This is a genomic window from Roseococcus suduntuyensis (assembly GCF_014196305.1).
GTDB classification, from domain to species: Bacteria; Pseudomonadota; Alphaproteobacteria; order Acetobacterales; family Acetobacteraceae; genus Roseococcus; species Roseococcus suduntuyensis.
Genome location: NZ_JACIDJ010000006.1, coordinates 168,856 through 191,456, shown reverse-complemented (window position 1 = coordinate 191,456; position 22,601 = coordinate 168,856). Strand labels below are relative to the sequence as shown.

The window sequence follows — 22,601 nt, the reverse complement described above, 5'->3', positions numbered from 1 at the left end:
GCGGGGCGCATCATCCCGCCGCCCCGCTTCCGGCATCCAGCCCGTCCAGCCATGCACCCAGCGCCACCAGGCTGGGGGCGAGCTGGCTTCGCAGTTCGTCCAGCGCCTCGGCCGGGTTATCCTCCGGCCGCGCCTTGAGCTGCGCCTCCAGCCGGGCGGCGGCCTCCGCCAGCAAGGGTGCGCCCACCATGCCGGCCAGGCCCTTCAGCGTGTGCGCGGTGCGGCGCGCATCGGCATGGGTGCCGGCCCGCCATTGCGCGGCGACCTCGGCGGGGGCGGCTTCCATCATCGGCAGGGCCTCGCGCAGCGTCTCGGCGAAAAGGTCCTGGTTGTCGCCCAGGCGCGCGATGGCGGCGGGAATGTCGATCAGCGGCACATCCGGCGACGCGGGCGCGCGGGGCGGCATGGCGGCGGGTGCGCCGTCCCAGCAGGAGAGCAGGGTCTGCACCAGCGTCTCCAGGTCAAAGGGCTTGCCCACATGCGCGTTCATGCCCGCGGCCAGGCAGGCATCGCGGTCGCTGCGCATGGCATTGGCGGTGATCGCGATGATGGGCAGGTGCCTGAGGCCCAGCCGGCCTCGGATCAGCGCCGTCGCCTCCAGCCCGTCCATCTCGGGCATCTGCAGGTCCATCAGCACGGCCTCGAAGCGTCCGGGCGTCTCGGTCAGCAGCTGCACCGCGATGCCGCCATGGCCGGCGACGGTCACGAGCGCGCCCTCGGCTTCCAGCAGTTCGCGCGCCACCTGCTGGTTGATGACATTGTCCTCCACCAGCAGCAGGCGCCGGCCGGTCAGGCGTCGTGTGCTGACCGGCGCCACGGTGCGGGGTGGCAGCGCCGGGGCGCCTTCCACCACCTCGCGCAACTGCGCCGGGGTGAAGGGCTTCACCAGGAAGCGGCCGGGCCGGCCGCCCGCGGCGATATAGCCCTCGCAGCCATGGACGGTGCCCATGCCCAGCACGCCCTCCCATTCGGCCTCGGGCGTGTCCGGCCGTAGCCCCTCCACCAGCACGGCGTCATAACGCTGGGCATCAAGCCGCGCGCGGGCGGCGGCGGTGTCGGCGACGGCCTCCGCCCGCCAGCCCAACCGGGCCGCCAGCCGGGGCAGGATGTTGCGCGCCGCCGGGTGCGGGTCCACGAAGAGCAGCCGCTTCGCCGGGCCAGGCAGCCGGGCGGGCGTCTCGGGCAGGTCGAGCTCCAGCACGAAGTGGAAGCGGCTGCCCTTCCCGGGCGTGCTTTCCACCTGCAACTCGCCGCCCAGCAGCGCCACGAGGCGTTGCGAGATGCCAAGGCCGAGGCCCGTGCCGCCGAACTTGCGCGTGGTCGAGGCCTCGGCCTGCAGGAAGCCCTCGAAGATGCGCGCCATGTTGTCGGCCGCGATGCCGATGCCCGTATCGCGCACCGCGAATTCCAGGCGGGCACGCCCCCCCTCCCGCGCGATCGCGTGCACCGAGACCACCACCTCGCCCGCCTCGGTGAACTTGATGGCATTGCCGGCCAGGTTCAGCAGGACCTGGGCGAGGCGCAGATCATCCACCAGCACCTGTGCCGGAAGGCGGGGGTCCATGTCGAAGAGCAGCTCGATGGGCTTGGCGCCCAGGTTGGCGGCCAGGATCACACCCAATTCGCGCAGCATGGCGTCGAGCGAGACAGGCCGCGGGTCCAGCGCGATCTTGCCCGCCTCGACCTTCGAGAAGTCCAGGATGTCGTTCAGCAGGCCGAGCAGGGCGCGCGCCGCACCCTCGGTCTTGCCCACATAGTCCGCCTGCCGCGCATCCAGGTTGGTGCGGCGCAGCAAGGCCAGCAGCCCGAGGATGGCATTCATGGGCGTGCGGATCTCGTGGCTCATGTTGGCCAGGAAGCGGCTCTTGGCGATGGAGGCGGCCTCGGCCTCCTGCCGCGCCGCGACCAGCGCGGCCTGGCCCTCCCATTGCGCGGTGATGTCGGTCAGCGAGAGCACGACGCGGCCCGGCGTCAACGCCGTCGCGTGCATGGGCGCCGCATTGATGGACAGGATGCGCCGGCGCCCATCCGGTCCCTCCACGCCCAGCCGGATATCGCGCACGGGCTGGCCGGTCCGCAGCACGACGGGAAAAGGCAGGTCCTCATGGACCACGGGCCCGCCCTCGGGCGTGGTGTAGTGCCATTCCGGATCGGTGACCCGGGTGGCGAGCAGCGCCGCCCGGTCCATCTCCAGCAGGCGCTCGGCCTCGGCATTGGCGAAGACGATCTGGCGGTCCTCGTCCACCGCCAGGATGGCCGAGACGGACGTCGCCATGAGGCGCGAGAGGAAGTCACGTTCGGCCTGCAGCGCCTCCTGCAGGGCACGGGTCTCGGTCAGGTCCGTCAGGATGGTCCAGTGCAGACCCGCCCCCGCCGCCACGGCCTGCAATTCGACCATGACGAAACCGCCATCCCGTCGGCGGACCTCGGTCGCGACCGGACCCACGCGCCCGCCCTCTGACAGTGTCGCGGCCTCGGCCAGCACGGCCCGGCCGGGCTCCGAGAGCAACTCGGACAGCCTCTCACCGGGAGCCGCGGCCTGCGCCGTCATGGTGGCGAAGACGGGATTGACCTCGCGCAGCCGGCCGGTCGCGGTCTCGACCAGCGTGATGCCGAAGGGGGCGAGGTCGAAGAGGCTGCGCAGCAGGCGCCGCTGGTTCTCGATCTCGTGCAGGCGCAGCTGGCTGATCTCGAGCGCAGCCTCCAGCTGGCGGGCGTTGCGCCGCAGCTCCGTCGTGTCGTTCAGCATGAGGACGGCGCCGATCACGCCGCGTCCCTGGCCCAGCGGCTTGTGGATGGGCATGTTCGTCACGTCGAAGAAGCGGCCGTCGAAAGCCAGGCTGGAGGGGGTTTCCATTCCCTCCGCCGTCGCCGCGCCGAAGCCTTGCATGTGCGGCCATTGCCAGATGGATTGGCCCACGCGGCCACCGGGGAAGAGGCGCATGGCCTCCGGATTGGCCCCCGTCACGGTGCCGGCCACGTCCAGGACCAGCACGGGCGAGCCGAGCTGGTAGTAGAGCACATCCCGCGCGATGGCCGTCAGGTCGAACATGCGGTTGGTGAAGATGAGGCCGGTGTAGAGCACCAGCACCGCCGCGAAGGCGAAAGGCGTGGGGTCGAAGCCCGCCACCGTGGCCCCGTGGGTGATGTAGGCGACATTGGCCGCCAGCGGGATGGCGGTGATGAAGAGCAGCAGCAGGAAATAGGGCCGGTGGGCCACCGGGGCCCGGAAGGCGCCGGTGACGACGACGCCCAGCGCCGTCAGCAGCGGCACGTAGAGCCAGGCGGCCGCGATGTAGAACAGCGGCCCGTGGTCGAAGACGCCCGACAACCGGCCATCGCGCAGCGCGAGCGTGGTGCCTGGCCCGTAGAACAGCCCGTGCCAGGGGTTGGTCCACGCCATGAGCGAGACGACCAGAACCGTGCCCCAGAGCAGCGCCGCCTCCGCCCCGCCGTGACGGATGGGCATGTGGAAACAATAGTGCAACAGGAACAGCGCCCAGGCCGTGGGCAGCAGCGCGATGGCCGGCCAGGCGGCCGCCGCGAAGAACATCTTGCAACCCAACATGGGCGTCGCGAGCTCGCCCAGCACCATGGCCAGCCACCAGAGCATGGCGAAGTTGCACAAAATGAAATGTGGCCTGCCGAAGAATGGGTGCTGGCGCAGCACCCAACTGGTGACAGTGGCGACCCCAAGCCATATAGCAACAACCATAAGTTCAACGACACCTGGCGTTGAAAAGGTGCAGCCGGTCAGCATGGCCCGGCCCCCGCGGGACGCACGACAGCGAAGCGGCACGGGACGACAGGCAAACCCTTTGAACTCCTGGTGCGGGGCTTATGTGACGGCAAGTTCGTAAATTTACGATATTTCGTAACGCCTTACCATCTGGCGCACGCCCAACACAGAACCTCTACCATAGATAGACTTTCTCTGGTTGATATTTGCGGTACCGGGATTGCCGCGTCAGCGGGGGTAGCCCTTTCCTGCGCTGCTTGGACGGGTAGAATTTCCCAAAGGGCGCGCTCCCCTTCCGTGCCTCGGAGGAAAACGATGAGTCAGGCTGGGGCTCCGCGCCCGGTGGCCCCACCAACCCGCTCACCCTTCAGCCAGCGCAGCTTTCGCTTCCAGTGGCCTTCCGACCTCGCCACCTCCTGGGCCTTCGAGATGGAGACCCTGCTGCTGGCCTGGTTCGTGCTGGTGGAGACGGGTTCGGTCGTGGCGCTCACCATCTTCGGCGCGCTGCAATTCCTGGGCACGCTGATCTCGCCGCTCTATGGCGTCGCGGGCGACCGGGTGGGGCAGCGGCGGGTGCTGCTGGCGATGCGCGGCTTCTATGTGGTGCAGGCGGCGGTGCTGGCGGCGCTGGTGTTGACCGGGAACCTGGGCGTGGTGGCCGTATTCGTGATGGCCTTCCTGATGGGGCTGGTGCGGCCCTCCGACATCGGCGTGCGCAACGCGCTGATCGGGGCCACCATGCCCGCCGCGCTGATGCCGCGCGCGCTGGGCGTGGAGCGCGTCAGCATGGATGGCGCCCGTGTGGTGGGGGCGCTGACGGGCGCGGGCCTGGTCGCCTGGCTCGGCATGGGGCCGGCCTATCTGGCGGTGACCTGCCTCTATGCCGCGAGCCTGCTGCTGGCGTTCGGCATCCGCGAGGTGCCGCCCGACGCCACGGGCCGTGCCCGCGCCTCGCCCGGCGCCGTCTGGGGGGAATTCGCGGCCGGCGTGGGCCATGCGCGGGACAACCCGGCGCTGATCGCGCTGCTGGCGCTGGCCTGCCTGACCAATTTCGCGGCCTATCCGCTGACGGGCGGGCTGCTGCCCCATGTGGCGCGCGACATCTACGGGCTGGAGCAGACGGGGCTCGGCACGCTCTTCGCCTGCTTCTCGGGCGGCGCGCTGATGGGGTCGCTGCTGATCGGGCTGGGCGGGGTGGGACCATGGCCCGCACGGCTGATGCTGGCCTCGGCCGCGCTGTGGTTCGCGCTGCTGCTGGTCTATGCCTGGGTGGCGGTGGCCGCGCTCGGCATGGTGCTGCTGCTGCTGACGGGGTTTCTGCAGAGCCTGTGCATGGTGCCGCTCTCGGTGCTCATTCTGCGCATCACGGCCCCCGCCTTCCGCGGGCGGGTCATGGGGCTGCGCATGCTGGCCATCTACGGCCTGCCCATGGGGTTGCTGCTGGCCGGAATCGGCATCGCCTGGATCGGCTTCGCGGGCACGGCCACGCTCTTCGCCGGCTTCGGCCTGGCGGCGACGCTCTACATCGCGTGGCGATGGCGGGCGTCGCTGCGGGCGGCCGAGGGGTTGGGTTAGGCGCCTTCCCCCGCCGCCTCGCGCAGCTGGGTGTCGAGCTGCGCGCGCAATTCGGGCGGCAGCCGCAAAGCGCTGGCCAGCGCGCCCAGATAGGCGCGTTCCGAGGCGTTGTGCGTGGTGCCCATCGCCATGGCGGAAGCGAGATAAAGCTCCGCGCCCTGCGCCGGCGTCGCGGCCAGGGCCGCCACGGCGCGCGGGTCGGCGGGCGTGTCGAGAATCCCGAAGATCTCGCCCTTATCCTCATCCGAGAGGTCGAGCCGCTCGGCCTCGGCGAAGATGCGCTCCCGCTCGCCGGCGTCCAGCGCGCCATCGGCGCGGGCGGCCGCGACCATGGCGCGGATCAAGGAAAGGCCGAAGGGCTTGCCCGCGCTGTCGGCCGCGTCGGGCTGCGCGAATTCCGCCTCGGCGGGGGTCTGGACCGCGCCGGCCTGCTGTGCCTGCCATTGGGAATAGGCGCGGTGGGCGAGCAGCCCGAGGAGCGCCATGCCGCCCGTGCGCGCGAGGCCACCGCCCAGCACCGCGCCCAGCAACCCGCCGGCCGCCGCCGCCTGGCCGCCCGTGGCGGGCGGGCGGATGCGGCCAAGCATGTCGCCCAGCGATCCGCCGAACATGTTGCCCATGGGGCCGGGCGGCGCCTCGCCCGGACGCGCGCCGGGGGTCGGCCCCGCCGCGCCGGGGCCCATCATCTGCTCCAGGATGTTGCGCAGGTTGATCGCCATGGCCGTGTTCCCCTCGAAATGCCTGGGAAGAACGCCGTGGCGTGGGCCGGGATGCCGGCGCCGTCAGCGATGCGCGAGATAATGCGCGATGGCGCGAATATCCGCATTGGTCAGCCCGTGCATCACGCCATTCATCTGCGTGTCCATGCCCACGCGCAGGTTGTCGCGGTATTCGGCCAGGGTGTGCACCAGGAAGTCCTCGCGCTGGTGGTTGATGCGCGGCACCTGGGCCTGGCCCGAGTAATCCGGGCGATGGCAGGTGCCGCAATTGCGCGCGGCCGAGAGCTCGGCGCCGCGCGTCGCCAGCGCCTCGTTGCGCGGATCGGTGGCAGCGGGGCCGGAGGGCAGCGCGGCGTAGAAGGCCGCGAGGTCCTCGATCTCGGCGTCCGTCAGGCCGCGCGCGGGCTCCACCATGGCCGGCACCGGGCGCAGCCCTTCGCGGAACATGATGAGCTGGACCAGAAGGAATTCCGCCTGCTGCCCGGCCAGGGAGGGCATCAGCGGCACCGGGCTGATGCCGTTCGCCCCGTGGCAGGCGCCACAATTGCGGGCCTCGGCCAGGGCGGCGCCGCGCGTGGCGTCACCGGCCCAAGCGGGGGCCCAGGACGGGGTCGCGGCGGCCAGCAGGGCCGCCGCAAGAAAGGCCAGCGCCCGCATCAGCGCCGATAGCTGATGCGGAAGATGGCGCCGTTCTGCTCATCGGAAACGAGCATGGAGCCATCGGGCATGGTGAGCACCCCCGCGGGGCGGCCCAGGAAGCGCTGGTTGGCGTCATCGCGGAAGCCGGTCAGGAAGGGTTCCTGCACCAGGCGACCGCCCTCTTCCTCGCGCACCACCACCACCTCGTAGCCCGCCAGCCGCTCACGGTTCCAGGAGCCGCGGTTCGCGATGAAGAGCGCGTTGCGATACCGCTCGGGGAAGGCCGTGCCCGTGTAGAAATGCGTGCCGATGGGCGCCACATGGGGCCCCAGGATCAGCGCGGGCGGCGGGAATTCGCTGCACAGCCGGCCGCTCACCGCCGGGTCCTGCCAGCCGCTGGCGCACCAGGGGAAGCCGTGATGCTCGCCCCGGCGCAGGTTCACATGCAGCGTGTCGGAGGGGTTGTCATTGCCCGCCCAGTCGCGCCCGTGGTTGGAGAACCAGAGCTGGCCCGTGCGGGGGTGGAAGTCGAAGCCCACCGAATTGCGCACGCCCCGCGCCTCGATGCGCCGGTCGGTGCCATCGGGGTTGAAGCTCGCGATCAGGGCGTAGCGCTCGCCATCCGTGTCGCAGATGTTGCAGGGCACGCCGCGCGGCACGTAGAGGCGCCCATCCGGCCCGAAGGCGATGTGGGTCCAGCCATGATGCGGCGCCTCGGGCAGGTTGAAGGCCGAGGTCAGGTCCACGGGCTGCGGGTTGGACAGGTTCTGCTCGACATTGTCCACGCGCAGCATGCGGTTGATGGCCGAGATGTAGAGCGCGCCATCACGGATGGCGAGGCCGGAGGGCTGCTGGAGCCCCTGCATGAAGGTGCTGACACGACGCTCATTCCCTTCTTCGCGCACGGCATAGACGCGACCGATGCCGCGCGTGCCCACGAAGACGGTGCCATTGGGCCCGCGCACCATGACGCGGGCGCCGGGCAGGCCATGCGCCCAGAGCTCCACCTGGAAGCCCTCGGGCACGCGAAGCTGCGCGGTGGGCAGCTGGTCGGGCGGGGTGACGGTGAGGCGCCCGGCATGGGGGGCCAGGGTGGAATTGGCCATCTCGGGCGAGCGGCCCTGCGCCCAGGCGGGCGGCGGGGCGGCCTGCGCCAGGGCCAGCCCCGGCGCCAGGAGCAGCGCGGCGGAGGCCAGCGCGGGAACGATGTGCGGATTCATGGGTCCCTCCCGTTATTGGTGATTGCCATGATTAGAAGGGCGGGGCGCGGCCGCCTTCAAGAGGCGCGTGCGGTCAGCGTGCCCGCCCGTATTGGCGATAGCGGAATGCCTCACCCCCGGCATGTTCGACCGCGGCCTGCAACAACCCGTGGTGGGGCGAGAGGGAGCAGGCGGGGTCGGTCGCCGCCACATCGCCGGTGAGCGCGAAGGCCTGGCAGCGGCAGCCGCCCCAATCCACCTCGCGCCGCTCGCAGCCGCGGCAGGGCTCGGGCATCCAGGCGGTGCCACGAAAGGCATTGAAGGCGGGGCTGTCGGCCCAGGCGGCGGCGAGGCTGGTCTCGCGCGCATTGGGAAAGGTGAGGCCTGTCAGGCTTTCGGCCGCATGGCAGGGCAGGATGTTGCCCGCGGGCGAAACGCCCAGGAAGCGCCGCCCCCAGCCACCCATGCAGGCCTTGGGCCGCGTGGCGTGGTAGTCGGGCACCACATAGTCGATGACCAGCCTGCCCTTGTGGGCGGCACGCGCGGCCTCGACCACGCGCGTGGCGTCATCGAGCTGCGCGCGCGTGGGCAGCAACGCGTCACGATTGGCCAGCGCCCAGCCGTAATACTGCACATGCGCCACTTCCAGCCGCGCGGCACCCCACTCCAGCGCACGCTCCACAAGCGCGGACAGGTTGTGCAGGTTCTGCCGGTGGACCACGGCGTTGAGCGTCAGCGGCAACCCGGCCGCGCGCACCAGCGCCGCCGCGCGCGCCTTCGCCGCGTGCGCGCCCTTGAGGCCGCCGATGCGCTCCGCCCCCGCCTCGTCCGCGTCCTGCACCGAGAGCTGCACATGGTCGAGGCCGGCTGCCACCAGCCGCTCCATCAGCCCCGCATCGAGCAGGACGCCTGCCGTGATGAGGTTGGTGTAGAGCCCGGCGGCGCGGGCAGCCGCCGTGATCTCCACGATGTCGCGCCGCGCGGTCGGCTCCCCGCCCGAGAGATGGACCTGGAGGCAGCCAAGTGCCGCCGCCTCCTCGAACACACGCGCCCATTCGGCGGTGGTGAGTTCGGCCGCCGCGCGCGCCAGCTCCATCGGATTGGAGCAATAGGGGCAGCGCAGCGGGCAGCGATGCGTCAGCTCCGCCAGCAGGGCGAGCGGCGCGTCTACCACGTGATCGCGCCCCGGACGCGAAGGTCCTCCAGCAGCGCGCGCACATCGGCGGCGATGATGTCGGCGGGTGCCGCATATTCCTCGGCAAGCGCGGCCACGATGGCGGCCTCGTCCCGCGCGCCATCCACCAGACGCAGCACGGCGAGCGCGGTTTCGTCGGGGAGGAACATGCGCTCCGGCGCCATCACCATCCAGCGGTTGCGGGCACGGTCCTCCTGCAGGCGGACGCCGGGGGCGAAGCGGGGAATTGTCATGCCGGCACGAAGGCACCGGGGGGAATCAGCCCCGGTTCCACATAGGCCAGGTGCAGCGCGTCCAGCTGCGCCCAGAGCAGGTCGCACTTGAAGCGCAGCGCGTCCAGGCAGGCCTCCTGCTTCTCGGCCGTATCGGCGTGGCGCTTCACGTAGTCGAGCGCGAAGGCGACATCCTGCGGCGCCTGGGTCAGGCGCGGCTTGAAATAGGCGAGTGTCGCCTCGCTCACGAAATCGTAGTTTTGCAGCATGCCGGCCACGCGCAGCCGGATGATGTTGGTCGAGAACATCTCGGTCAACGAGGAGGCGATGGCCTCCAGCACCGAACGCTCCCGCACGAAGCGCACATAGGCGTCCACGGCGAAACGCGTGCCGGGCAGCAGGCCACGCAGCGACACCACATAGTCGCGGTCCAGCCCCAGGCCGTCGGTCAGCGCCAGCCAGCGCTCCACGCCGCCCGGCGCGCTGCCGTCACCGTCATGGTCCTCCAGGCGCCGGCGCCATTCGCGGCGCAGGTCGGTGGTGGGCAGGCGGGCGAGCAACGAGGCGTCCTTCGCCGGGATCGAGGCCTGGTAGTAGTAGCGGTTCAGCGCCCAGGCCTGGACCTGCGCCTTGCACAGCTTCCCGTCATGCAACAGGTGATGGAAGGGATGGTGGATGTGGTAGCGCTCGTCGCCGATGGCGCGCAAAGCGGCCTCGAAAGCATCAGGGGCCATCGGCGACGTCATGGCTTGTGCCGCTCCGCGGCGGGACCAATGGCGCGCAAAACGGTCTCGAATTCCTCCAGCGAGAGCATCAGACAAAAATCTCCATCCCGTCCTCCGCCACCTCCCAGCCGGCCGCGGCGAGTTGCGCCCGCTCGGGGCTGTCGGCCAGCAGGGCGGGGTTGGTGTTGTTGATGTGCAGGAAGATGCGCCGGCGCACGCCCAGCCCATCGAAGGCCTCCAGCGCGCCGCCCGGCCCGGTCATGGGCATGTGGCCCATGCGGCGGCCGGTCTTGGGGCCGGCGCCGGTGCGGATCATCTCGTCATCGGTGAAGAGGGTGCCGTCAAACAGCACGCACTCCGCCCCGGACAGGCGCTGGCGCAGGGCGGGGGTCATCATGGCGCAGCCTGGAATGACGTGCAGCGTGCCACCGCCGGCGGAGAGAGCGAGGCCCAGCGCCTCCCCATCCTCGGTCACGGGGGCCACCGCCGCGTCGTCCGCGAGGCTGGCCTCCTCCGCGTAGAGCGGCACCTTGCCGGGAACCGGATAGGGGGTGATGCGAATCCCCATCAGGTCGAACTCCCTGCTAAGAGGGAGCGTACGGCGGGGGACAATTTCTGGATTCAAGGCGCGAAAGATCGGGTTGGCCTCCAGCACGGAGAGGGCGGGGGGCGCGCCCCAGATCTCAAAGGCATGCCGTTCGCGCAGATGCAGCAGGCCGATGACCGTATCCACCTCGCCCCCCGTGAGGACGACGGCGCAGATGGGGGAATGGCGCAACTGGCCCTGACGAGGATGCAGCGCGGGCGTATCCGCGATCTGTGCCCGCAGGTCCGGGCTGGCATTGACGAGCACCCAGCGCTCCCCATCCACCGAAACGGCGATGGAAGCCTGGGTGCGCGGCAGGGCGGCCACATCGCCCGCACGGGCGCGCAGGCAACCAGGGCCGGCGGAATTCCACTGGGGGAAACCGCCACCCGCCCCCGCGCCCAGCACAATCACGCGCAGCATAGGCGCGGCACCTTCTCCAGGGCTCGTTCAGTTCCGCGGGGAGACACCCCGCGGCGGGTCTCAATCGATCTCGGCGCAGGCGTAGCTGTTGATTTCCAGCGCCAGGGACACTTCGACGATCTTGGGGGTCTTCCAGGCCATGTTTCTCTCCTGCGTTGCATGGGATGTACACAATGCCATCCTCACCGACTATGGGGTGCCCCTCTGCGCCCATCAAGGCGCGAGCCACATTCCCAGGAAACGACAACGCTGCTGACGGAGGGAAGGTTGCGCGCCCGGATGTCCAGCACACGCGGAGATGGTATCGTCCCACCAGCCGCCTCAGGCTATAGGTTCAGTATGTCCGCCGGCTTTGTCATGAACGCCCTATTCTACGTGTCGCTGGCGGGCGCCCTGCTGGTGGCATGGCGGCTGACCCGGCCCATGCCCGGCCCCATGGAATGGGCCACGGCGGCGATCCTCTTCGCGATTGCCTTCGGGCAGCTTTCGGCCGGAATGGATCAACTCGGGCCACCCGCGCGCCTGGTCAACGCGGCGCTTTGGTTGACGGGCGGCGTGTTGATCCTGAACGGGCTGCGCCGCTTCCTGGGACGTCCGACCCAGTGGATCGCCGCGATGCTGCTCGTGGGGCTGGTCGGAGTGGGTATCGCCTGGACGGTGCTCGTCACGGGCGACAGTTCGCTCCGCATTGCCATTACCAGCACGGGCGGGATCATCCTGGTGGGCGCCATCCTGTTCAACCTGATCGCGCACCGCGACCGCGCCTCGGGCGGTGGACTCGGCTTCGCGGCACTGGGCTTCGGGGTGCTCTTCGCGGTGCTGGGGGTTCGGATTCACCACCACCTGCTGCTGGGGCCCGCCAACTTCGCCGAACTGGGCTACCTCGTCGCCTTTGCGGCCATGCCGACCGCGCTCGCGGTGGGGCTGCTCGGCCTGCTGCTGATGACCATCGAACGCCTGCTGGAACAGCTCCGTGAGGCCCAGGCCCGGCTGGAGGAAGCGAGCCGTGCCAAGACCGACTTCCTGCTGGGCATGGGGCATGAGCTGCGAACACCGCTCAACGCCATCATGGGGTTCAACCAGCTTCTCGCGACCGACCCCGACCAGCCGCTGACCCCCCTGCAACGCGACTATGTCCGCGAGATTGAGCAGGGCGGCCAGCGCCTCCTGCGGTTGATCGATGACGCGCAGGATGTGAAGCGCATCGAGGACCGCGGCGTCTCACTGCGCATCGAGGCGCTGGACCTTCCCACGCTGCTGCGCGACGCCGCCGCGGTGGCCGTGCCCGCAGGCCTCAAGGCCGGGGTGACGCTGACCGTGACACCCACCCAGGGCCGCATCCTGGCCGACCGGGGGCGGCTGCAGCAGGTGCTGGGCAACCTGCTGTCCAACGCCATCAAGTACAACCGGCCGGGCGGCGAGGTTCATGTGCGCGTCGAACGGCCAGAGCGGGGCCGGATACGCATCGAGGTGACGGATACCGGCATAGGCATCCCGGCCGGGCGCCAGGACGAGGTGTTCCAGCGTTTCAACCGCCTGGGCGCCGAGCACAGCGCGGTGGAGGGCACGGGAATCGGCCTCGCCATCGCCCGCGAACTGACCGAGGCAATGGGCGGCCGCATGGGTTTCGACAGCACCGAAGGACAGGGCAGCCGCTTCTGGATAGACCTTCCCGCGGCACGGGGCTGATGGCGCCCTTCCGTCTCGCCGCGGTGGACGCGGCGCGGGGCGCGGCCATCGTGGCCATGGTGGTCTATCACTTCGCCTGGGACCTCTCGCTCTTTGGCCTGATCACGACGGATGTGACGCGGCATCAGGGCTGGGTCGCCTTCGCGCGCGGCATCACGGGGGCCTTCCTGGGTCTGGTGGGGGTGGGCCTCGTGCTGGCCGCCCATGCCGGGAAGGGCCGGGGGCCGTATCTGCGACGGCTTGGCCTGATCGCGGGGGCGGCGCTGCTGGTCAGCCTGGGCAGCTGGTGGTTCAACCCGCAGGCGTTCATCTTCTTCGGCATCCTGCACATGATCGCGGTGGCGAGCCTGCTGGCCCTGCCCTTCCTGCGCGCACCCTTCTGGCTGCTGGGGCTGGCCATGGCGGTGCTGCTGGCGGGGCCGCATCTGCTGACCCACCCGGTCTTCAACAGCTTCGGCTGGTATTGGCTGGGGCTGTCCACCGCGACACCTCCCTCGCCGGACCTGGTGCCGGTCTTTCCCTGGCTCGCCTTGGTGCTGGGTGGCATCGCGCTGGGGCGGGCCCTTGTGGCGGCGGGGCCCAAGCCCTGGTGGGAGTGGCGGCCGGGCGGGTGGCTCGGGCGCGGGCTGGTCGGCGCCGGGCGCTGGAGCCTGTTGATCTACCTGGTGCACCAGCCCCTGCTGATCGGGGCGCTGATGCTGGTGGCGCCCACCCCCACGCCCAGCGGCCTGGCCGAGGGCTGGCAGGACCAGTTCATCACGGCCTGCATGGCTGATGCCCGGCCCCGCACCGCCTGCGAGGCCTATGCCGCCTGCCTGGAACGCAACCTGGCCCGCGGCGCGCGCTGGGAGGCGGTGGACCCCGCCTGCCGCGCCGAGACGGGGTTCTGATGCTGGCCGCCCCACGCCGCGTCGGCCTCGCGGTCTTCGCGGCCGGGCTTTCGACCACCCTGCCCCTGCCCCTCTATGCCGAATATGCGGCGGGCGCCGGCGCGGGGCCGCTGGCCGCGGCCTTCGCCTGCTACGCCGCCGTCCTGATCCTGACCGCGCCGCTGCTGGGCCCCCTGCCCGATCGCATCGGCCGCCGCGCCTGCATGATGGCGGGGCTGGCGCTGACCGGCGGCTCCACCCTGCTGCTGGCGCTGTGGCCGGGCCTGCTGCCGCTGGCGCTGGCGCGGCTGTTGCAAGGGCTGGGCATGGGCTGCGTGGCCAATGCCGCCGGCGCCTGGGCCGCCGAACTGGCCGAGCGCGAGGGCAGCGGCCCCGAGGCTGCCAGCCGGCTCGGCGCGGGCGTGGTCACCACCGGCACGGCGCTGAGCTTCGGCACCGGCTCCCTGCTGACGCTGCTCGCCTTGCTGGTGGCGCCCGAATGGCGGCCGCCCGTGGTGTTCTGGGCGCATCTGGCGCTGGTGGGCATGGTGCTGGCCCTGCTGGCCCCCCTGCCGGAGACGCTTCCCGCCCCGCGCGGCGGCTGGCTACGGCTGCCCTTGTTTCCGCGCGGCACCCTGGCCGGAAGCCTCGGCATGCTGCCCGCCTGGGGGCTGACGGGGGTGGTGCTGACGACCATCCCGGCCAACCTCGCCGCCGCCGGCCAGGGCCAGGCCGGCGCCTGGGCCGTGGCGCTGATGATCCTGGTGGGCGCGGCCACGCAGCAGGCGCTGCGGCGCGTGGCACCCCGGCCCGCGCTGCTGATGGGGTTGCCGGTGCTGGTGCTGGGCTCGGGCCTCGCCATCTCGGGCGCGCTGGGCGGGATGCTCTGGCTGCTGCTGCTGGGCGGGGCGGTGCTGGGCACGGCCGCCTATGGCTTCGTCTATCTGGGTGGCCTGGCGCTGGCGGCCGCCGGTGCCCCGCACGAGCGGCCACGCGCCATCGCGGGCTTCTTCGTCATCGCGCATCTGGGCTTCTCCGCCGTCCCGCTGGCGGTGGGCTTCCTGGCCGATGCGGTGGGCACCGCCCCCACCCTGGTGGGGCTGTGGGGGGCGGTGGCCCTGTTCTGCGGGGCGCTCTGGCTCCGGCTGCGTTGAACGGTTCTGGGCCGGGCACCATTGGCCGCGCCACGAATGTGACCCTATGCTTTCGCCCCGGCGAATAGGGATGCTGGAATGGACATCGGTCCGGCGGAGCGATCCGGGCGCGAGGTGCTGACGGAACGGCGCGCGGGCCAGCGCCGGCGCTGGGTTCGCCGGGTGGCGCTGATGACGGTGGCCGTGGTGGTGCTGGGCCTCGGGCTGCGCTGGCTGCACTGGCAGTTCACCCATGTGGTGCTGGACGATGCCCGTGTGGGCTCCGACATGACCGTGCTCTCCAGCCGCGCGCCTGGCTGGGTGCGCGAAATCGCGATCTCGCCCGGCGACCGCGTGGCGCGCGGCGCGCTGCTGGCGCGGATGGATGCGCGGGATGCCGCGCTGGCCGTCGAGCAATACGAGGCGCGGCTGGCCGGCATCAGCGCGCGACGGTCGGAGCTGGAGGCGCGCCTCGCCCTCGTGGACCAGACCAGCCGCAGCCAGCATGAGGCCGCGCGCGCGCGCCTCGATGCCGCCCGCGCCGCCCTGCCCTCCGCCGAGGCCGAGCGCGTCTTCGCCGAGGCCGAGCTGGACCGCGCCGAGCGCCTGAGCGCCACCGGGGCCGCGACGCGGCAGCGGCTGGAACAGCTGCGCCTTGGCGCGGAATCCGCACGGCAACGGGTTCTCTCCGCCGGCGCCGACATCCGCAACGCGGAGGCGATGATGGCCGTGGCCCTGGCCGCGCGCGAGGAGATGGGCGTCATCACCGCGCAGATCGAGGCGCTGGGCCCCCAGGCGCGCGAATTGGAAGTGCAGCGCGACCGCGCCGTGCTGGAGGTCGAGGACCGCACCCTTCGCATGCCCTTCGACGGCGTGGTGAACCGCGTCTTCCTCGAACCTGGTGAGCATGTGCAGGCCGGCCAGCGCATGATCCTGGTGCACAACCCCGCCAATGTCTGGGTGGACGCCAATGTGAAGGAGACGGAGGTGCGGCATTTCCGCCTGGGCACCCGCGTCACCGTCACCGTGGACGCCTGGCCCGGCGAACGCTTCGAGGGTGAGGTGGAACGTCTGATCGAGGCCGCGACCAGCCAGTTCGCCCTGCTGCCCAGCGCCAATCCCTCGGGCAATTTCACGCGCATCACGCAGCGCCTGCCGCTGCGCGTGCGGCTCGACCCCGCGCCGCCGCCGGGGATGCTGCGGCCGGGCATGTTGGCGCGCGTCACCGCCCGCGCCGATGGCGAGGGGCTTCCCGCGCGACCATGAGCGCCACGGCCGCCGCCTCAACCCCCCGCCGCGGCGGTCCGACTGTCGAGGAGATGTTCGCCCGCTTCGGCCCCTCCTACCGCTGGTGGGTCACGCTGGCGGCGCTGACGGGCACCATCTCCTGCATCCTGTCCTCCACCATCGTCGTCGTGGCGCTGCCCGACATCATGGGGGCGCTGGGCATGGGGCAGGAGCAGGGGCAGCTGCTCGCCACCGGCTTCCTCGCGGCGAACACCGGCTTCATGCTGCTGAACGCCTGGGCGGTGGAGCGCTTCGGCTTCCGCCTGACCTATGTGGTCTCCATCAGCATCTTCATCCTGGCCTCGGTGCTGGCGGGCGTGGCGGAGGATGCGAACCTGATGATCCTCTGCCGCGTGGCGCAGGGGGCGTCGGCGGGGCTTTTGCAGCCGCTGTCCATGCAGATCATCTTCCTGGTCTTCCCGCCCGAGCGGCGCGGCACCGCCATGGGGCTGTTCAGCTTCGGCGTGGTGATGGCGCCAGCCACCGGCCCGGCGCTGGGCGGCGTGCTGGTGGACAGCTTCGGCTGGCACGCGCTGTTCTTCCTGAGCCTGCCCACCGCGGGCCTTGGCCTGTTGCTGGGGCTGATCTTCATGCCGGGGCGGCTGGCCACCGGGGCCGCGCGGCCGCTCGACTGGTTCGGCTGCCTGCTGCTGGCGGTGGCGATCGGCGGGCTGCTTTCGGGGCTGACGGATGGGCAGCGCCATGGCTGGTATTCGGACATCGTGGTGGGCAAGCTGGTGGCGGCGGGGGTCGCGACCATCGGGTTCGTGGCGTGGCAGCGCATCAACCCCGCGCCATTGCTGAACCTGCGCGTCTTCTCGCATATGGGCTTCGCCATGGCGGCGCTGGTGGCCTTCATCTATGGCGGCGCCATCTTCGGCTCGACCTATCTGCTGCCGTTGCTGGTGCAGATCGTGCAGGGCTATACGCCCACGCGCTCGGGGCTGATCCTGATGCCGGCGGGCTTTGCGGTGGCCTTCGTGTTCCTGGCGGCCGGGCGCATGTCGGATTTCGTGCCGCCCTGGCAGCCGATCTGCGCGGGGCTGGCGCTGTTCGCCTTCTCCTGCTGGCTCATCAGCTTCGTGGGGACCGATACCGGCTTCTGGGAGCTGGCCTTCTGGATCCTGGTGGGGCGGGTGGGCCTGGGGCTCACCATGCCCAACATGAATGTCGGCGCCATGCGTGCCCTGCCGCCGCACCTGCTGGGCCAGGGTGCCGGGGGCATCAACTTCTTCCGGATGCTGGGCGGCGCGTTGGGCACCAATTTGATCTCCGTGCTGACCGAGCGGCGCACGCAGTTCCACGCGGAGACACTCTCCTCCACGACCGAGGGCGGCGACACGCTGCTGGAGGCACGCCGCCTGCTGGAAGGTCTCTACGCCAAGGAAGGCCTGCCCGAGGTGATCCGCCGCGACGCCGCGCAGGATTTCCTGCTGCGCATGCTGGAGGCGCAGGCCGCGCTGGAGGGCTTCCGCGACGCCTTCCTGGTGGTGGGCCTCGTCTGCCTGCTGGCCGTGATCCCGGGGCTGACGCTGCGGCAGAAGCCGCCCGGGGCGCGATAGAACTTTACCTCTAGGCACGCCCCGGCGGGCATGCCAGCCTTCCCGCAAATAAAGTATTGGGAGGGATCAGGATGAAGGTGACGAAAGTCACGTGTCATGTCCTGCAGTCCAAGGTCGAGAAGCCGTTCGTTTCCGCGCGCGGCTGGCGCTACACCACGCGTTCGTCCTGCGTGGTGGAGATCGAGACCGATGCAGGCATCACCGGCTGGGGCGAATGCTACGGCCCGGCCGCCGTCAACAAGGCGCTGATCGAGACGCAACACGCCCCGCGCGTGGTCGGCCGGGATCCCTTCGACGTGGAGGTGGTCTGGGAGGACCTCTACAACCGCATCAAGGACTATGGCGCGCAGGGCTTCTCCATCACGGCGCTCTCGGGCATCGACATCGCGCTGTGGGACATCATGGGCCGCGCCACGGGCAAGCCCATCCACAAGCTGATCGGCGGCGCGCACCGCACCCAGATCATGGCCTATGCCACCGGCCTGTACTTCATCGACATGGACCGCCTGGTCGAGGAGGCGGTGGAGGAGGCGCAGGGCTATGTCGCCGACGGCTTCCGCGCCATCAAGATGAAGATCGGCCTGGGCGACCCGGCGCTGGACCTCAGGCGCGTGCGCGCGGTGCGCGAGGCGATCGGGCCCGATGTGAAGCTCGCCGTGGATGCGAACCACTGCTTCACCGTGCCACAGGCCATCCAGCTCGGTCGCGCGATGGAGGGGCTGGACCTGCTGTGGTTCGAGGAGCCGATCAGCCCCGAGGACCATGACGGCTACGCCCTCGTCTCCCAGGCGCTGGACATGGCGGTGGCGGGCGGGGAGAACGACTTCACCCGCTGGGGCTTCCGCGACATCATCGCGAAGAAGGCCATGGACATCGTGCAGCCCGATGTCTGCGCGGCGGGCGGCATCAGCGAGATGCGCAAGATCGCGACCCTCGCCTCGGCCTTCGGCGTGGAATGCGTGCCGCATGCCTGGGGCAGCGCCATCGGGCTCGCGGCCACCATCCAGTTCATCGCGGCCCTGCCGGACCAGCCGCCGGCCTTCCGCCCCATGCCGCCCATGCTGGAATTCGAGCAGACGCCCAACCCGCTGCGCGACGAGCTGGCGCGCGAACCCATCCGCCAGGTGCGCGGCATGGTGCGCGTGCCCGAGGGGCCCGGCCTCGGCATCGAGGTGGACCGTGACGTCCTCATGAAATGGAAAACCGCGTGATGAAGATCGTCGAGATCCAGGCCTTCCCGACCTCCTTCCCCCTGCCACCGGGCGGGCCCAAGCTCGGCATCGGCCAGGCCGTGAAGCGCGACGCCGTGATGGTGAAGGTGACGACCGAGGACGGCATCGTGGGCTGGGGCGAAAGCCATCACGGCCGCGCCCACACCGCCATCGCGAAGCTGATCGAGACGACGTTGCGCCAGCTCGTCCTCGGCATGGATGCCTTCGACACCACGGGCATCTGGGCGCGCATCTACAAGTATCAGCTGGCGAGCCACGGCATGGGCGCGGGCTGCGCCATGGCCATGTCCGGCCTCGACATGGCCATCTGGGACGCCAAGGCCAAGGCGCTGAAGCTGCCGCTCTACCGCCTGCTCGGCGGCGCGAGCCGGCCCATCCCGGCCTATGCGGGCGGTGTGGCGCTGGGCTACCAGCCGCCCGCCGAGTTGGTGGACGAAGCCGCCCCGCACATGGCGGCCGGCTACAAGGCGGTGAAGCTGCGCGTGGGCGACACGGTGCGCGACGACGTGGCGCGCATGGAAGCCATCCGCGCCGAGTTCGGTGACGACCTCACCATCCTGACCGACGCCAATATCGGCTATTCCATCATCCAGGCGCGCCAGGTGATGCCGGAGATGGACCGCCTCGGCATCGGCTGGCTGGAGGAGCCCTTCCCCGCCCATGACCACCGCGCCTACGCCGAGGCCAGCGCCTTCGGCCAGGTGCCGCTCGCGGTCGGCGAGAACCACTTCACCCGCTTCGAGTTCACGCGCGTGCTGGAGGACAACGTCATCCGCATCTGGCAGCCCGACCTGTCCAAGTGCGGCGGCATCACGGAGACGCTGCGGATCGCGGCCATGGCCTCGGCGTTCAAGATTCCGGTGCATCCGCACTCGTCCATGACCGGGGTGAACCAGGCGGCCTCCATCCATCTCCTCGCCGCCATCGACAATGGTGGGTATTTCGAGGCCGATGTCTCGCGCGCCAACAAGTTCCGCGACGAGATGGGCAGCGAGCCCTGGCGCATCGGCGCCGATGGCTGCGTGCTGCCGCTGCAGGCGCCGGGCATCGGCGTCGAGATCGACGAGGCGTTCCTGCGCGCCCACCCCGCCATCGAAGGGCCCGGCTATGTCTGAGGGCTAGAAGACCCAACAACAAAAAGGGAGGACACGATCATGTTGCTTGCCAGACGGCTTCTGTTCGCCTGCCTCATCGCCTGCGTCGCCGCCATTCCGGCGCGCGCGCAGGAATTCCCCTCGCGGGACATCCGCTTCCTCTGCGGCTTCTCGCCCGGCGGCACCTGCGACCTGTTGAGCCGCATGCTCGCCGACGAACTCACGCGACAATTCGGCCAGCGCGTCATCGTCGAGAACCGCACCGGCGCCTCGGGCATGCTGGCGGTGGACCAGGTGGCGAAGTCGCCGCCCGACGGCCACACGGTGGTGCTGGCCACCATGGCCATGCATGCCATCCTGCCCGTGATGCCGGGCATCTCCATGCCCTTCCACATCGATCGCGACCTGACGCCCATCGCGAATGTGGCGAACGTCTACAACATCCTGGTCGCGAGCCCGAACGCGCCCTTCTCCAACATCCCGGAACTCATCGCCTATGGGCGGGCCAATCCGGGGACGCTGACCTATGCCAGCGCGGGCAATGGCACCAGCCAGCATCTGTCCGGCGAATTCCTGGCGCGCCTCGCGCGGATCGAGATGCTGCACGTTTCCTATCGCGGCGGCGCGCCGGCCATCGTGGACATCGCGGCGGGGCGCACGCACATGATGCTGGGCAACATGCCCGAATTCCTGGGGCAGATCCGCGCCGGCGCCCTGCGCCCCATCGCCTTCGGCGCGCCGCGGCCGAGCCCGCTCTTCCCCGACCTGCCGCTGATCAGCGCCACCCTGCCGGACTTCACGGTGAGCAACTGGTTCGGCATCGCGGGCGCGCCCAACCTGCCGCCGGCGGTGGTGGCGCGCTGGCACACCGCGCTGCAGGCGGTGACGGCCAGCCCCGACTTCCAGCGCCGCATGACCGAAAACGGGCTGGAGATCATCTACGGGCCCCAGGCGGAATTCCTGGAAACCATACGCCGCGACCGCGCCCGCTGGGGCGAGGTGATCCGCGAGGCCGGCATCCGGGCGAACTGACGCCCGCGCGCTACAGCGTGAACAGACACACGCCGCGGCCTCACCAGGCCGCGGCCCAGCCATCGCGCCGCGGGTCGGACGCCGCCATCCGCACGCCATTCTCCAGCAGGCGGATGGCGGCGACGCTGCATGGGCCTTCCAGCGGCGGCACCACCTTCACCTCATGCCCGCGCGCGCGCAGCCCGGCGATGACGTCCTCGCCGAGGCCCGCCTCCACCGTCAGCACCTCGCCACCCGCATGGGGGTAGTTGCTCTCCTGCCCGGGCTGGGAGGAGGTCCAGCGCGGCGCCTCCAGCGCCTGCTGCGGGTCCAGGCCGAACACCGCCACCGCCACCAGCACCTGCGCGTTGATCTGCACCTGGTTGTCCGCGCCCGGCGTGCCGAAGAGCAGCCAGGGCCGGCCATCCTTCATGGCCATGGGCGCGTTCATGGTGTGGCGCACGATGCGCCCGGGGGCGAGGCGGTTGGGGTGGCCCTCATCGAGGTGCCAATAGGCCATGCGGTTGTTGAACAGCACGCCCGTCCGCCGCCCCACCACGCCCGCGCCGAAGGCCGAGTTCAAGGACTGGATGGCCGAGACGGCGTTGCCCTCGTCGTCCATCACGCAGAAATAGGTGGTGTCGGATTCCGGGGCGGGGCGAACCGGCAGCCGGGCTGCGCGGGGGCCAAGGGCGGCGGCATGGGCGGCGGCGCGGGCGGGCGAAAGCAGTTCCGCGAAGGGCGGCGCCTCCATCCCGGCATGGGCCTCGCGGTCCAGGAAGGCGCGCTTCTTGGCCTCCACCATCAAATGGACCAGCGCCTCCGAACCCCAGCCCATCGCCGCGATGTCGTGATGCTCCAGCATGGCCAGCATCTGCAACATGGCGAAGCCCATGGAGGGCGCGGGGGTCTGGCGCAGTTCGAAGCCGCGCCAGGGCATGGCGATGGGGGGCGCCTCACGCGGACGCGCGATGGCGAGGTCGGCGGCGGCGACCAGCGTGCCGGCATCGGCCAAGTCGGCCGCCAGGTCGCGCGCGAGGGTGCCCCGGAAGAAATCCTCCGCGCCGCCCTCGGCCAGGCGTTGCAGCGTGGCGGCCAGGGCCGGCTGCATCACCAACGCGCCCAGGTCAGGTGGGGCGCCGCCGGGCAGGAAGGTCTCGCGGGCCACGGCATCGGGCAGCAGGCGTTCGCGCATGGTGTTGGCGAAGCGGCGGAAGGTGGCGGTGGCGGCGAAGCCCTCGCGCGCGGCCTCGATGGCCGGGCCGAACAGGCCGGCCCAGGGCTTGCCGCCATGCGCCGCGTGCAGCGCTGCCAGCCCCGCGACCTTCCCCGGCGTCTGGGTGGAAAGCGGCCCCCAGACCGGGATGCCGCCCTCGGCGCGGTAGCGTTCCACCGTGGCGGCCGCGGGTGCGGGGCCCGTGCCGGCGTAGGTCTCGGCCCTTCCTGAGGCGGCCGACCAGTGGTGGTAGAAACCGTCCCCGCCCAGCCCCGACATGTGCGGCTCCACCACCCCCAGCGTCAGCGAGACCGCCACTGCCGCATCGGCCGCGCTGCCGCCGGCGCGCAGCACCTCCATGCCGGCGGCGGTCGCCACCGGGTGGTTGGACGCCACGGCGCCGCGACGCCCCATCAACAAGGGGCGGTGGGTGCGGGTCTGGATCATGGCGGCATTCCTCTGAAGGTGCCGCAGGTTAAGCGCGCCTGTCCGTGGC

19 protein-coding genes are annotated in these 22,601 nt (G+C 70.8%); 9 read left to right on the top strand and 10 right to left on the bottom strand.

All coding sequences use genetic code 11. The features are described from left to right. Positions 1-10: 10 nt before the first annotated feature. Positions 11-3,715: a histidine kinase N-terminal 7TM domain-containing protein gene (locus GGQ83_RS16265; protein ID WP_184385902.1), complete on the bottom strand. Its 3,705-nt coding sequence runs from the start codon at positions 3,713-3,715 to the stop codon at positions 11-13. Between the two features lie 366 nt (positions 3,716-4,081). Between GGQ83_RS16265 and GGQ83_RS16260 the strand changes: the two genes are divergently transcribed. Further along, entirely contained in the window at positions 4,082-5,314 is a 1,233-nt protein-coding gene (locus GGQ83_RS16260; RefSeq protein ID WP_311728454.1) for an MFS transporter, read from the top strand. On the opposite strand, the gene GGQ83_RS16255 is transcribed toward GGQ83_RS16260, so the two are convergent. From GGQ83_RS16255 to pqqA, 8 genes are all read right to left on the bottom strand, one after another. Continuing rightward, entirely contained in the window at positions 5,311-6,033 is a 723-nt protein-coding gene (locus GGQ83_RS16255) for a tellurite resistance TerB family protein (RefSeq protein ID WP_184385899.1), read from the bottom strand. The two genes, GGQ83_RS16260 and GGQ83_RS16255, sit on opposite strands and share 4 nt — an antisense overlap. A 63-nt stretch (positions 6,034-6,096) precedes the next feature. Next, positions 6,097-6,690: a c-type cytochrome gene (locus GGQ83_RS16250; protein WP_184385898.1), complete on the bottom strand. Its 594-nt coding sequence runs from the start codon at positions 6,688-6,690 to the stop codon at positions 6,097-6,099. Continuing rightward, complete coding sequence (locus GGQ83_RS16245) at positions 6,690-7,892, bottom strand: PQQ-dependent sugar dehydrogenase (RefSeq protein WP_184385897.1); 1,203 nt, start codon at positions 7,890-7,892, stop codon at positions 6,690-6,692. Before GGQ83_RS16245 ends, GGQ83_RS16250 begins: the two co-directional genes overlap by 1 nt. Before the next feature lie 73 nt (positions 7,893-7,965). Then, positions 7,966-9,045: a pyrroloquinoline quinone biosynthesis protein PqqE gene (pqqE, locus tag GGQ83_RS16240; protein WP_184385896.1), complete on the bottom strand. Its 1,080-nt coding sequence runs from the start codon at positions 9,043-9,045 to the stop codon at positions 7,966-7,968. Beyond that, complete coding sequence (gene pqqD, locus GGQ83_RS16235; protein ID WP_184385895.1) at positions 9,039-9,299, bottom strand: pyrroloquinoline quinone biosynthesis peptide chaperone PqqD; 261 nt, start codon at positions 9,297-9,299, stop codon at positions 9,039-9,041. The genes pqqE and pqqD overlap by 7 nt, the downstream gene beginning before the upstream one ends. Further along, positions 9,296-10,012: a pyrroloquinoline-quinone synthase PqqC gene (pqqC, locus tag GGQ83_RS16230; protein ID WP_375781534.1), complete on the bottom strand. Its 717-nt coding sequence runs from the start codon at positions 10,010-10,012 to the stop codon at positions 9,296-9,298. The genes pqqD and pqqC overlap by 4 nt, the downstream gene beginning before the upstream one ends. A gap of 79 nt (positions 10,013-10,091) precedes the next feature. Beyond that, entirely contained in the window at positions 10,092-11,012 is a 921-nt protein-coding gene (gene pqqB / locus GGQ83_RS16225) for a pyrroloquinoline quinone biosynthesis protein PqqB (protein WP_184385893.1), read from the bottom strand. 60 nt (positions 11,013-11,072) lie between these two features. Next, a complete protein-coding gene (pqqA, locus tag GGQ83_RS20430) occupies positions 11,073-11,153 on the bottom strand; it encodes a pyrroloquinoline quinone precursor peptide PqqA (RefSeq protein WP_184386063.1) in 81 nt (26 codons plus the stop codon). A 216-nt stretch (positions 11,154-11,369) separates the two neighbouring features. Between pqqA and GGQ83_RS16215 the strand changes: the two genes are divergently transcribed. The 8 genes from GGQ83_RS16215 (at position 11,370) to GGQ83_RS16180 (ending at position 20,910) form a co-directional block, all read left to right on the top strand. Then, the gene (locus GGQ83_RS16215) at positions 11,370-12,701 is read left to right on the top strand and encodes a sensor histidine kinase (RefSeq protein ID WP_184385892.1); all 1,332 of its coding nucleotides are present in this window, start codon (positions 11,370-11,372) and stop codon (positions 12,699-12,701) included. After that, the gene (locus GGQ83_RS16210) at positions 12,701-13,591 is read left to right on the top strand and encodes a DUF1624 domain-containing protein (protein ID WP_184385890.1); all 891 of its coding nucleotides are present in this window, start codon (positions 12,701-12,703) and stop codon (positions 13,589-13,591) included. Before GGQ83_RS16215 ends, GGQ83_RS16210 begins: the two co-directional genes overlap by 1 nt. Next, the gene (locus tag GGQ83_RS16205) at positions 13,591-14,724 is read left to right on the top strand and encodes an MFS transporter (RefSeq protein ID WP_184385888.1); all 1,134 of its coding nucleotides are present in this window, start codon (positions 13,591-13,593) and stop codon (positions 14,722-14,724) included. Before GGQ83_RS16210 ends, GGQ83_RS16205 begins: the two co-directional genes overlap by 1 nt. Before the next feature lie 78 nt (positions 14,725-14,802). After that, a complete protein-coding gene (locus GGQ83_RS16200; protein ID WP_207018268.1) occupies positions 14,803-15,969 on the top strand; it encodes an HlyD family secretion protein in 1,167 nt (388 codons plus the stop codon). Next, a complete protein-coding gene (locus tag GGQ83_RS16195) occupies positions 15,966-17,552 on the top strand; it encodes a DHA2 family efflux MFS transporter permease subunit (protein WP_184385886.1) in 1,587 nt (528 codons plus the stop codon). The genes GGQ83_RS16200 and GGQ83_RS16195 overlap by 4 nt, the downstream gene beginning before the upstream one ends. A gap of 71 nt (positions 17,553-17,623) precedes the next feature. Further along, positions 17,624-18,763: a mandelate racemase/muconate lactonizing enzyme family protein gene (locus GGQ83_RS16190; RefSeq protein ID WP_184385884.1), complete on the top strand. Its 1,140-nt coding sequence runs from the start codon at positions 17,624-17,626 to the stop codon at positions 18,761-18,763. Then, positions 18,763-19,899, top strand: coding sequence for a mandelate racemase/muconate lactonizing enzyme family protein (locus GGQ83_RS16185; protein WP_184385882.1), 1,137 nt, complete (start codon positions 18,763-18,765; stop codon positions 19,897-19,899). The genes GGQ83_RS16190 and GGQ83_RS16185 overlap by 1 nt, the downstream gene beginning before the upstream one ends. A 39-nt stretch (positions 19,900-19,938) precedes the next feature. Beyond that, a complete protein-coding gene (locus tag GGQ83_RS16180) occupies positions 19,939-20,910 on the top strand; it encodes a Bug family tripartite tricarboxylate transporter substrate binding protein (protein WP_184385880.1) in 972 nt (323 codons plus the stop codon). Positions 20,911-20,950: 40 nt separating this feature from the next. Here GGQ83_RS16180 and GGQ83_RS16175 read toward each other — a convergent pair whose 3' ends face one another. Beyond that, entirely contained in the window at positions 20,951-22,552 is a 1,602-nt protein-coding gene (locus GGQ83_RS16175) for a gamma-glutamyltransferase family protein (protein ID WP_184385878.1), read from the bottom strand. Positions 22,553-22,601: the final 49 nt, after the last annotated feature.